The 12,226-nt window shown below is 47.6% G+C and carries 8 protein-coding genes; 5 read left to right on the top strand and 3 right to left on the bottom strand.

Annotation, left to right across the window (positions count from 1 at the left end; translation table 11 throughout):
- Nucleotides 1-4 precede the first annotated feature (4 nt).
- From GSQ74_RS13190 to GSQ74_RS13200, 3 genes are all read right to left on the bottom strand, one after another.
- Nucleotides 5-1,009, bottom strand: coding sequence for an NAD(P)/FAD-dependent oxidoreductase (locus GSQ74_RS13190; protein WP_158994002.1), 1,005 nt, complete (start codon nt 1,007-1,009; stop codon nt 5-7).
- Nucleotides 988-3,678 carry a hypothetical protein gene (locus GSQ74_RS13195; protein WP_158994004.1) on the bottom strand — a complete coding sequence of 897 codons (2,691 nt, stop codon included), beginning with the start codon at nt 3,676-3,678 and terminating at the stop codon, nt 988-990. The genes GSQ74_RS13190 and GSQ74_RS13195 overlap by 22 nt, the downstream gene beginning before the upstream one ends.
- Before the next feature lie 128 nt (nt 3,679-3,806).
- Nucleotides 3,807-4,601, bottom strand: coding sequence for a hypothetical protein (locus GSQ74_RS13200; protein WP_158994006.1), 795 nt, complete (start codon nt 4,599-4,601; stop codon nt 3,807-3,809).
- Between the two features lie 51 nt (nt 4,602-4,652).
- Here GSQ74_RS13200 and GSQ74_RS13205 point away from each other — a divergent pair, with 51 nt between their 5' ends.
- The 5 genes from GSQ74_RS13205 to GSQ74_RS22775 form a co-directional block, all read left to right on the top strand.
- On the top strand, nt 4,653-8,123 hold the full coding sequence (locus tag GSQ74_RS13205; RefSeq protein WP_158994008.1) for a TM0106 family RecB-like putative nuclease: 3,471 nt from the start codon (nt 4,653-4,655) through the stop codon (nt 8,121-8,123).
- A gap of 94 nt (nt 8,124-8,217) precedes the next feature.
- Nucleotides 8,218-8,850, top strand: a complete 633-nt coding sequence (locus GSQ74_RS13210) for a TetR/AcrR family transcriptional regulator (protein ID WP_158994010.1) — start codon at nt 8,218-8,220, stop codon at nt 8,848-8,850.
- A gap of 9 nt (nt 8,851-8,859) precedes the next feature.
- Nucleotides 8,860-9,948 carry a S1/P1 nuclease gene (locus tag GSQ74_RS13215; RefSeq protein ID WP_158994012.1) on the top strand — a complete coding sequence of 363 codons (1,089 nt, stop codon included), beginning with the start codon at nt 8,860-8,862 and terminating at the stop codon, nt 9,946-9,948.
- A gap of 321 nt (nt 9,949-10,269) precedes the next feature.
- Nucleotides 10,270-11,799, top strand: coding sequence for an IS21 family transposase (gene istA, locus GSQ74_RS13220; protein ID WP_254060876.1), 1,530 nt, complete (start codon nt 10,270-10,272; stop codon nt 11,797-11,799).
- A gap of 20 nt (nt 11,800-11,819) precedes the next feature.
- A partial coding sequence (locus GSQ74_RS22775; RefSeq protein ID WP_254060877.1) for an ATP-binding protein occupies nt 11,820-12,226 on the top strand: 407 nt, incomplete at its 3' end.

A 12,226-nucleotide genomic window follows, 5' to 3' on the forward strand; every position in this document is an offset into this window, starting at 1 on the left:
ACGATCAAAAAATAATATCCATATTTTCATAATAGGTTCTTAGCTGATTTACGTTGTGAAGATATTTGCTCATAAACCAAGTCTCATAGTTCTTCAGCGCCAGATCCGCAACATGATTTGATCTTACTATATTAATAACTGTCCTGGCGGCTGCTATCCCAGACCAGCAGGCATTTAATATGCCCTGCCCTGCTCCGGGATCTAATATGCCGGCAGCATCCCCAACGAGCAGTATTTTATTAAAAGCCAGGCATTTAAAAACACGCCATCGAACATTTGCGGAATTCAAACTGAGCATGTTATTTTTAAATTCCTTTAATGCTGCAGGGCAATCCAGTTTTCTTTCTTTTGTAAAAGAAATCGTGGTCCAGGTACACCTGGACGGTGGCTCAGGAGCAAGCCATGTCCATCCGTTGCCGTTTACATTAAAACTCGTTCCGTTGTTTTCAAAAAATGCTTTGTCAACGTCATGTGACACTCCTGACCAAACAGTTAGCGGGGGTGAATAGAACTCTTCCTCAAGTTTGAATCTTTTGCCAAGGAGCCTGGATTTTCCCGTCGCATCGATTACGAAATTTCTTTCCAGGACCTTTCCGGATGTTAAAAAAATCTGGTGGTCGGTGATTTCCAACACCGGGTCATCAAGAATAATTTCAACATTACTTTTACGCAGCAGATCGAACAAATAATGATCGAATGCGTGCCTGTCAATATGGTGTCCATGCCAGATATCGGCGGGATCGGCGTTTAATGGAGTATAGTGCCCTTTTGAATAAATGCCCTCATAAGTACCGCGGGATGAAGAAGCTATCGCGCCCTCTGCATTAAATGACTTAAGCAATGTTTCGAGTCCGGGATGAACGCTTTGCAAGGGCTCATCATACCCGGTTTTGGCAGCGACGGATCGCGTTAACATCAAGACCTTTAAACCGGCCGCTGCTGCCGTCAACGCCGCGGACGCACCGGCCGGACCGCATCCAATAATTATTAAATCCAGTCGGGTGTCCAATTATTCGTTGAATTAAGATTGTGGTAAGTGATGATGTTATTATTGGAAAGTAAAAATATATGTAGTGCTGAACATTGTTGCTGCATTCTTTTGCTGCGTTTTTCGGGGTATGAAAATTGGCCGTTGGTTTCGGCAAATACGTAGAGATAGCCATCTTTTTTCCCGGGCAGTCGAATGGGGCGCGGCAATTGTTTGCTTGCGCCGAATAGATTGGCAGGAATGCAATAGGCATTACTTCCTATTTGCCAGTTCGCGACTTTTTCAGCGCCAACCAGCCATAAATTCTTTTTGTGGCGAAAATAATGATAACACTGATATAATGATGCCATCCGGCCGGTGATCTCCTTTATCGTTATTTGGCGCATAAGTGACATATCGAACTGCCCGGCTAAGGCATTTTGAACATAGTCTGATTTATTGATGTCCGTGAAGTTTACAAAAACGTTATTCCCGTTACGCAAAAGGAAAGGGCCCTGTTCACCATCCCAGCCGGTGCTTTGCATTTGTCCGAAATCTTTCACAGCGGGCGAATGCGGGTGTAAGCCCAGTTCAATATCAAGTAGTGGCACTGCTGTTTGAGGGAGGCCCTTGGTAGGTATGTCGGTCAGCGAAGCCCGAAAGGTGCGGGCGGAGTCCGGGGAAGCCGCGGCCCACATTCCATTTGCTGCGGCGCAAAGTTTTGAATCTTCCATGAACGGCGACCCTAAACCCATGGTGCTGTAGAATGTATTTTTTACTTCTCCGATCTGATCGATTTCGTTGGAATAGGTCATGTCCCATCCCGGGAAAAATATCAAGGTTGCGCTGTCCGGCAGAAAATTGGACCGGGTTTGCGAGCTTGCTTGCACGACATCATAAGCACCACCGGGATAAAGCGTTCCTGCATCCGGCAAGCCTGTAATGATAGAAAACACGGTATCCTGGACATTCGTTTCAATGCCGTTTGATGAATAATTTGGAAAAGCAGATGTTTGGACACCGGGCAGATCAATATTTGGGTTCGCTTTTAATTTTGCGCTGCTGGTGTCTTCTACACCGCCCGAAATAAACAGGTCGCGATAAGGCAACATATCATAGCTTTCCACCATCGGAAAAAAGTCCGGCGCGGAAACTATAGAAAAAGCGGGCAATAGGGGGATGCTCATAATTTTGCTGATGATCGCAGAATCCTGTTGCCCAATGTTTTTTCGTTTTAACCTGGCAAAAACACATCCGTCACAAATATTATCTTCGAAAAGTCCCACCCAATAGGAGTTACGGGTCTGCATCAACAAATCGTCAGGATTGGTTTCATTTAAATAACTTAGCAACGTGACATTGTCGCCGTCCGCTTCGGTAACGCGTTCCCTGATATAAACAAACATCGGGGCATTTCTTGGCGCCCTGTAATCTGTTATGATCGACCTTGGATATAATACACTATCTTTTAGCACATTGTAAGCATCACTAAACTGGTCATGCTTACCCATCAATTTCAACGATGTATATCTGCGGTTTGAATACACCAGCGGACTTGTCCCTTCCGCTTGTGGTATCTGCACCCGCAATCGTTCACTCCTGCCATTAACGGTTTGCCTCGCCTGACGGGTTAGCGGCCAGGGATACGAACTTAATAAAACCGAAGAACCAACTTCTGTAAGGTTAACCATTTCCTGATCGTATTCAGCCGGAAAACTCACCGATGGGTCAGTCGAAGAACTGCTCCTGCGTATAAATGGAGCCTTGTTGAAATCGAAATTTACGGCCGTTGGCGTTTTGACCAGCGTTTTCTTTAAGCACAATCTCTTTAAACGTTCATTGATATGAGCTTCCTCAAAATATAGGTCATAGCCTGCTATTAGCGAATCGTTCTTAAATATCTTTCTTACCGGCAAAAGATAGTTTTCATTTGGATTGGCCTTTTGCTCTGCATTGTTTACCACTTTTGTTCCAGGAACAAGTGCTGCCAGGAATAACCCATATCGTGCCGGGGCTGCTGCAATTTCCTTCGTCAATTCCGGGTTTTGGGGTAAATTGGTATAACAGCGGTTAATTTTGTCATAGGCAGATACCGGCTGGGTTCCTATTCGCGAAAACGCGGACCTCGAAAATACCAAATCAGCATGGCACCCATGGGGTGTTTTGCTGGACGGCCTGTATTCATAGGAAAACATGGCAAGTACCATAGACTGTGTATCTATTGCATTGATTGTTTGCAGGCTATAAATAAAATTTTCCAGCTGGTCAATTTGCGCTAAAGAAGGATAATCTTCTGCCGTGGCCGGTGCCGGAAGGCGAACCCTCGGACTAGCCAATAAATGATAGAGCAAGCTGTTTTGAGGTTGGCCGGGGCTGATTAACTGCTTACCCGCGAAATCATCACAACCGATAGCCTGAACTTTATTTGCCCGGAATGTTTTAAAAAGGTTAGGGTCGCTGCTGCCGGACAGCTGTAGCGTTAATCCGGACACTTGCGTAACCAATGGTTCCCAGCCATTTGTTTTCATCCAGGATATAAGGCTCAAAAATTCGCTGGATAAGTCGTCGCTGATAGTAGGCAAATAATCATAACCGACCTGACTAAAGGTCCGTGTAATCCCCATGGCTTCTGCCTGACTTGAACTTAATACAATATATTTTGCCGCTAAGGCCGCTATCGTAGCTTTATTGATAAAATCTCTGCGTTTCATGATAAATAAGGTTTTGGCAATGATTATGAATTTAGGCGTTATCAACTGAATAATAAACAGTTAAATTTAATATTATTTTGATATTATTAAAAATACTTCTTATTTTTTTGGATATGTTGGAAGCGCATTTATTTAAGCAAATCCCTGGCCCTGGCGTAGATCAGGAAATTGAAGTCGGATGTTAAGGCTTTGAGATACTCGTCCCTTACCACGCGCATAAAGTTAAACCCGGTTACGTTTTCCTTGCCACCTGCATCGGTATATTCTTTGCGGGTTGTGGAGATGATCCGCCCTTTGTACCAGCACCTGGCCAGGTTTTCATTGGTCATGAGGGAGAGATTGGCCGGAGAAAAAGTGATCTGTTTGATGGTTTTTTTGGCCGTGTCCGTATAAAGCGTATCGAATTTAAAACGGTCTTTGACGGCCGGTTTGACCGAAACGGTAACGCCGTCTTTAAAATAAATGAACTTAGAGCTGAAACTGTCGTTGTCGTTTTCAAAAACGATGCCGGCCACGGGGAACTGCGCATTAGACTGGCCATCTATGGTATCTAATAATATTTTTATATCGCTAACCTGGTAATGTCCCCTGACTAGAAAGGCCGAGCTGATCAGCCAGCGCGCCATTCGTTCCGCATCGGCATCCAGCAGATAGACATAAGCTACATAAATTCTGCTTTTGGGATAGTGGTAGTGATATAGGCTTACGGGGATACCTTCATAACCAGGCAGCTTATCATTGAAGGAAACGGGGTTTCCTTCTTCCATGTACCTGGCTTTGCTGCGTATTATTTTGTTTTCCACCATGAGTTTCACGGCAGGTAAATTGTCCTGGATGCATTTTCGGATAGCTGCGGTGTCCTGGGCCCGGAGATGAGCGGCGTTGGCTGAAATGATAAGCAGCAGGAATAGGGTCTTTTTCATTGCTGTGAATGTTTAAGGTGTTGATTGACACTAAGGTAGGGAATTTTGTCATTGGAATTTATTTCAATGATAGATCGCGACGGAATCAGTCAAATTAGTTTACATTCGTTACCAAACCTGAAGGAAATGAAGATTGTTAATGGCGCTATTGAATTATCAGCAAGCGATTTATCCAACCACCTGGCCTGCAAATACCTGACCTTGCTCAATTTACAAGCGGCACAGGGACTGATCGCCCAGCCCACCTATCTCGACCCATCATTAGCGGTGCTCCAGGAACGCGGACAGGAATTTGAGCAGCAATACCTTGACGGGCTGCGTGCTGAAGGACTGACCGTCGCTGATCCGTATACCGGAACAGGGGGCTCCCCAATATCACGGACAGAAGACGCGATGCGTTCCGGCGCAGACGTTATTTACCAGGCCAGCCTGAAAAGCGGGGAATGGAACGGCCGTGCTGATTTTTTGATCAAGGTGGATAAAAGCAGTAACCTGGGTAATTATTCTTACGAGGTGCTGGACACCAAACTGGCGCGCGAAACCCGTGCAGGTACGTTGCTGCAAATCTGTCTTTATTCGGAATTGCTGGCGCAGGTACAAGGAGCCACGCCGGATTTTATGCATGTGATCACCCCAGCGAACGGTGTTACCGCAGAAGCTTACCGCTGCGATGATTTCATGGCCTATTTCCGTTTGATCCGCGCACGGTTGTTAGCGGCGGTCCGGTTAGCCGATGCTTCCGGCATCTACCCTGAACCCGTTCCCCAATGCGAAATTTGCTCCTGGTGGCAGCAATGCGACCGCCGGCGGAGGGACGATGATCATTTATCATTAGTAGCCGGACTTTCCTTACTGAATACCGGGGAATTCAATGCCTGGGGTGTTGAAACCCTTGAACAATTAGCATTGCTTCCTTTACCCTTGCAACAACGTCCATCAAGGGGTGCCATAGATACTTATGTTCGTTTGCGGGAACAAGCAAGAATGCAATTTACGGCGCGAGTTAATCATGCACCTTATTTTGAATCGTTGGTTGTTGTGGAAACTAAAGGCCTGTGCAAACTGCCGGAACCTGACGCCGGGGACGTTTTCTTTGACCTGGAAGGTGACCCGTTTATTGGGACGACCGGGTTGGAATATCTTTTTGGCTGGTCTGCCGATGGTGATTACAATGCCATTTGGTCGTTCAGCCCGGAAGAAGAAAAGGCCGCATTTGAACATTTTGTCGACTTGATCATGGGCCGGTGGGCCGCCCATCCCGGGATGCACATTTACCATTATGCCGCCTATGAGCAGAGCGCTTTGAAAAGGCTGATGGGGAAATACCTCAGCCGTGAAAATGAAATTGACAGCATGCTCAGGGCCGACTTATTTGTAGACCTTTTCACGGTAACCCGGCAGGCTGTACGCGCCGGCATCGAACGATATTCGATAAAAGAGCTGGAGATATTTTATGGGTTTGAACGCAGGGCAGCTTTGCGTGATGCCGCCGCCGCGCTTCGTGCTGCAGAACGTTCTTTAGAGCGGGGTGTCCCGGAAGCGCTTTCACCGGACATCAAACAGGTCATCGCTGATTATAACCGCGACGATTGCGAATCCACACTGGCATTGCGTGACTGGCTGGAAACCTTACGCGATGCGCAGCTCGCCGCCGGCCAGGTTGTTTTGCGCCCGGAGATGAAAACCGGTGAAGCCACCGAAAAGATCGATGAACACGATAGGATTATAAGAAATTTATTTGAACGGCTTATTGATGGCGTTCCCCTTACTGGCGAACCGCGCACCGCTGAACAAGAGGGGCGCTGGATTTTGGCAGGTATGCTGGATTGGTACCGGCGGGAGGACAAGTCGAAATGGTGGGAATACTATCGGTTGCGGGAGTTGCCCGAAGATGAGCTGCTCGAGGAAAAAGCGGCGCTGGCTTATCTTTTGCCGGTTGCCGGTTCCATAGTAGATGTTAGGAAAAGCATAACCGAACAGTATTCCTTTCCGGCCCAGGAATGTGAGCTGCTTGCAGGCGACACGCTTAAAATGCAAGACGGAAAGGCTTTCGGTTCCATTGCGGCGATTGATAAGGAAAATGGGACCGTTACCATTTTGAAAGGGCCAAGCATAAAAGATTTACACCCGTCCGCAGTGTTTACGATGAAATTTGTGCCGCCATCGGAAAAACAACAAGCTGTCATCAGGCTTTCTGCATGGATAGTTGAGCATGGTATGGACAGCCCTCTACCAGGACACCGTGCTGCACGCGATCTGTTAATGCGCGAGCCGCCAAGAACGAAAGCAGGGGTAGACTGGTCAAAATATCCATTGGAAGCGGCACTGGCTGGTGTGCAGGTACTCGACCACGGCGTGCTGCCGATACAGGGGCCTCCAGGCGCAGGTAAAAGCTATACCGCCTCAAGGATGATTTTGGCAGCTATCAAAACAGGCAAGAAGGTGGGCATTACGGCTATGAGCCATAAAGTAATCCGCAACTTACTGGAAAAGGTAATGGAAGCAGCAACTGAAGAAAATGTTCAAGTTCGCTGTTTACATAAGTTAACTGATCTTAGCGACCAGCCAAACCCGGTCATCCCGGAAACAAAATCAAATCCTGAAGTCCTGGCCAGCTTACAAAATGGAACGGTGCAGGTGGTCGGCGGCACCGCATGGCTTTGGGCAAATGAACAGATGCCGGAAGCTGTTGATATCCTTTTTGTTGATGAAGCCGGCCAGCTTTCATTGGTCGACACGCTTGCCGCATCACAGGGCGCCAAAAACCTGGTACTGCTGGGCGACCAGCAGCAGTTAAAACAACCGCAGCAGGGAAGCCACCCGGAAGGCACCACGGTATCCGCATTGGAGCATATCCTGGGTGAACACAAGACCATACCGGGAGACAAAGGGATTTTTCTGGACCAGACCAGGCGGATGCACCCGGCGATCTGTAGTTTTATCTCGGAGCTGTTTTATGAGAATAGGCTGAGTTCCGTACCTGGCCTGGAACGGCAGGTCATATCGGGGCACCCGGTAATAGACGGCGCGGGCCTTTGGTATATCGCGGTTAATCATAAAGGAAATCAAAGTTCGTCCAAAGAAGAAGCGGGGGTTATCGATCAGTTAGTCAATGGCCTGCTTTCGGGCAATGTGCAATGGACGTCGCAAAAAGGAGAGACCCGGCCGCTGGTTGCTGGCGACATAAAAATTATCGCACCTTATAACGCCCAGGTACAGGAGATCATGGCGACTACCTCGTATCCTATAGAAACTGGGACAGTCGATAAATTCCAGGGGCAGGAAGCGCCTATAGTCATATTTTCCCTGGCCACATCTGCCCCGGAAAATGCGCCGAGAGGCATGGAATTCTTATATAGTTTGAACCGCTTAAATGTCGCCGTTTCCAGGGCGAAAACCGCCTGCATCATTGTAGGCAGTCCGGAGCTTTTTGAGCCGGACTGTAAGAGCCCGGCGCAGATTAGGCTGGCGAACGCCTTTTGCCGCTATTTAGAAATGGCCACTGAGATCAGCACGAAGTAGGCTATAGATTTTTTTTTGGAGTTATCTACCACTTGGTAACATAACGATACTTAACTTTATTTTTTAAAGTTAAGTATCAATAAAATTATCAATCATGCCAGGAAAGCGGAACCCGGATGACAAAAAAACGAAGCTGATCGGAGCGGTTGGCGAGACCTTAAAGGAAAATGGATATCATGGCCTGACCTTAAATAAAGTCACGCTGCGCGCGGGCGTTAGTAAACCGATGGTCTATGAGTATTTCGCCAACTTCAACGGCTTGCTGAAAGCCTACATCGCGGGGAAAGATTCTTGGGTTGCCTACTTCGAATCGCTGGAATTGCCGGAGAAACCGACGACAGCGGAATTGAAGAACTGTTTTATAAAAATGCTCCAGGACCAGTTCCGTTATTTCCACCAAGATGCGGAGATGCAAAAGCTGGTGCATTGGCAGGTCAGCGAATACAATCCTTTGATGCGCGCTACTTGTGAAAACCGGGAAAGGGAGGGTGTACGTTTGTTGGAATTGGCAGACGGGCACTTTAGGAATAGCGGGATCAGCCTGAAGACGGTGATGGCTTTGCTCGTCGGCGGGATCTATTATAACGTACTGCATGATAGTGCCGGACTTGGTACGATGGCGGGAACCGATATCAGGAACCAAAAGGACTTCGACCAGATACTCAAAACGATTGGGCAGGTTATCGGATGGGCGTTCGATGCTGCGGAATTAGCCAATTCTCGCTAACTTCGCTGTATGAAGAAATTTCTTTGCAGCATTTCAGCCGTTTGTATAGCGGTAGGATTGATTTCGTGGGGACGGACCGGGCATAATGTGATCGGGCGGATCGCTGCCAACCATTTAACGGATAAGGCAAAAGCAAGCGTAGCCGCGTTGCTGGGAACTGAAACTTTAGCAGATGTAGCGAGTTGGGCAGATGATAACCGCGACCGTTCCACTGCGCCCTGGCATTTTATTAATGTGGAAACGGGTTTGTCTTTTGCTGATTTCAAACAGCAAGTAGAGGCAGGAACAAATGTTTATACGGTTCTGGTTAAAGAAGAAGGGATTTTAGCAGATGAGCATGCCAGCCGGGAGGACCGGGTAACGGCATTGAAATACGTGGTGCATTTTGTAGGGGATATACACCAGCCTATGCATGTCAGCCGTGCGGAAGATAAGGGAGGGAATACCATACAAGTGCAGTATGATGGGCAAGGAACCAACCTGCATAGCCTTTGGGATACTAAAATGCTCGAACATGCCGGTTCAAGCGAGGATCAGCTGGCCCAAAACTTCGACAAAGCCACACCGGCCCAGATCGAAAAATGGCAAAGCGACCCGCAGATTACCTGGGCCTGGGAGAGTTACCAGATCAGCTCAAAGTTATATAGCGAGATCGAAAAGAATGGGACTAACATCGATGATGCCTATTACCAGGCGCACCTGCCGATCGTTGAAGACCGTATCGAAAAAGCCGGGATCAGGTTGGCCGGAATACTCAACCAGATTTTTTCTAAAACAATGATTGCAGCCGCACCTGTGCAAAAGGTTCAAGCGCTGGAAACTGTAGCAACTGTAAAAGAAACAGATGTAGCCAACCATATCGGCGAAACAGTCAAGGTGTGCTCCAAGGTTTATGGGCACAAGGATTTTGGCAGCATGGTGCTGGTGAATATGGGCGGGGCATACCCGGACGCACTGTTTACTGTCGTGCTGCGTGGTGATGGGAAAGGATTAGCGGATAGTTTAGATGGGAAGTTGATTTGTGTGACTGGGAAGGTAATAGATTACAAAGGGAAGCCGGAGATCGTGGTGGAGGATAAGGGGCAGGTTCAGCAGTAAATTGAAAACATGAATTATATTAAAATAGTGCAGGATACGTTAGGTGTTGAACTTAGCGAAAAAGCGCTCCAAAATTATGAGCCGAACCCTTACCTGGATATTCCGCTGAAATTGACCAGTGATTCATAGGTAAAGGGTAAAGTGATTCCGCTGGAAATTGACCAGGCATTCCGGGGCAAACTGACCACCTATTCCGGGTCAAATTGACCAGTTATTCCGGGGCAAACTGACCACCCCGGACGAGTCGGCTTATGCTGTAGAAGCAACCATCTTTGTGAGGTTTCAAACAACCTCCCCAGCATGGCCAACACTACGATCAGTATGAGTAAGATTAGAAAGATATTAAGGATGTACAGCCACGGGCGCAGCATCCTGTCGATATCAGCGCAGGCGGACGCTTCGCGGAACACGGTAAAGAAGTACCTGACCTCTTTTAAGGATAGCGGCTTTACGTTCGACGAGGTCAACGCGCTGAATGACAAAGAGCTGGAGGACTTGTTCGGTAAAAGCAAGGAGCATCTGTCTAACAGCCGCATGCAGTCTATGCTGCGCTGTTACCCCCATGTAGATAAACAGTTGAAACGTGTTGGTGTTAACCGGCAGATGCTCTGGAAAGAGTATTATAAAGAGTTTCCGGACGGCTACCTGTACAGCCAGTTCTGTTTTTACTTCAATCAGTGGAAGGCCCGGGTAAACCCGGTGATGCATATAGACCATAAAGCCGGAGATAAGCTTTATGTGGACTTCGCAGGTAAAAAGCTAAGCATAACCGATAAGGATACCGGTGAGATCATCGAAGTAGAGGTCTTTGTAGCCATTCTGGGAGCTAGCCAGCTCACCTATGTGGAAGCTGTGCTCACCCAGCAAAAGGAGGACTTCATTATGGCCTGTGAGCATACCCTGCTTTATATCGGTGGTGTTCCCGACGCTATCGTCCCGGATAACCTGAAAGCGGCGGTAACCAAGAGCAGCCGCTATGAACCCACCCTGAACGAAACCTTCGCTGACTTTGCAGACCACTACGGTACCACCATTCTTGCAGCACGGGCGTTCCGTCCGCGTGACAAAGCGCTGGTAGAAGGTGCTGTTAAGATCATGTATACCCGGATCTATGCGCCATTAAGGAAGTCCGTTTATCATTCTCTGAATGAATTGAATGAGGCGATCAGGGAGGCCCTGGAAATACATAACAACCTATTATTGCAAGGCCGGAACTACAGCAGAAGACAGCAGTTTGAAGAAGTGGAACGGGGCGTACTCACGCCTTTACCGGTGTTACGGTATGAGCTTAAAAAGCAGTTTCATGCCACGATCATGAAGAACGGGCATGTCTGCCTGGGTCCGGACAAACACAATTACAGTGTGCCTTACCGGTTTATAGGCAAGAAGATCAAGCTTTTATATTCCAGCAATTCGGTAGAGGCCTTTTATCATTATGAACGGATCGCTATACATAAACGCACCAGGAGCATGCATGGTTATACGACAGATAAAGAACATCTGGCTTCTACCCACCAGTTCGTTACGGACTGGAACCCCGAGCGTTTCCTGGGGTGGGCAGCCGCCATTCATGAAGATGTAAGGCTTTATATCCATAACATATTTGACCGGAAAACGCATGTCGAACAAGCTTATAAATCATGCCTGGGGATATTGAACTTTTCCCGGAAGGTCGGTAATGAGCGTTTGATACTGGCTTGTCGAAGAGGCCTTAACTACGGTATTTATAATTACAAGACCATCCAAATGATCCTGGAAAAGAATATGGATCAGTATGAGGAAAGCCTGTTTGCCGATGAACTGCCGATGCCCAGTCATGATAATATCAGAGGAGAAGACTATTACCAATAACCCTTTAAACCATCAATAGAATGAATACAAACACCTTAGACAAACTGCGGAAGATGAAGTTCTTCGGTATGTTCCATGCCTTTAAAAGCGCCCTGGAAACAGGTAAGACCAATGATTACACAACCGATGAACTGCTGGCCCACCTGGTGGATGCAGAATGGGACGACCGCCATAACCGCCGTATCGAGCGACAGATCTTCTATGCTAAGTTCCGCTATAAAGCCTCCGTGGAAGATGTTCACTATCATGCCGACCGGAGCATTGACCGAAACCAGATCATGCGCCTGGCAGACTGTACGTTCATTAGCCGCTTTGAGAATCTGCTGGTCACCGGTAGCACAGGTATTGGCAAAAGCTATATCGCTTCGGCTATTGGCTACCAGGCCTGTATGCTGGGTTACCGGGTGATGTATGCCAGTACGCCCAA

The organism is Mucilaginibacter sp. L196 (assembly GCF_009765905.1).
Classification (GTDB): Bacteria; Bacteroidota; Bacteroidia; order Sphingobacteriales; family Sphingobacteriaceae; genus Mucilaginibacter.

What these genes read in the sequence shown, in the direction of transcription:
- istA (WP_254060876.1), top strand. Translation starts at nt 10,270, where the DNA reads ATGAGTAAGATTAGAAAGATATTAAGGATGTACAGCCACGGGCGCAGC.
- GSQ74_RS13210 (WP_158994010.1), top strand. Translation starts at nt 8,218, where the DNA reads ATGCCAGGAAAGCGGAACCCGGATGACAAAAAAACGAAGCTGATCGGA.
- GSQ74_RS13195 (WP_158994004.1), bottom strand. Translation starts at nt 3,678, where the DNA reads ATGAAACGCAGAGATTTTATCAATAAAGCTACGATAGCGGCCTTAGCG.
- GSQ74_RS13200 (WP_158994006.1), bottom strand. Translation starts at nt 4,601, where the DNA reads ATGAAAAAGACCCTATTCCTGCTGCTTATCATTTCAGCCAACGCCGCT.
- GSQ74_RS13215 (WP_158994012.1), top strand. Translation starts at nt 8,860, where the DNA reads ATGAAGAAATTTCTTTGCAGCATTTCAGCCGTTTGTATAGCGGTAGGA.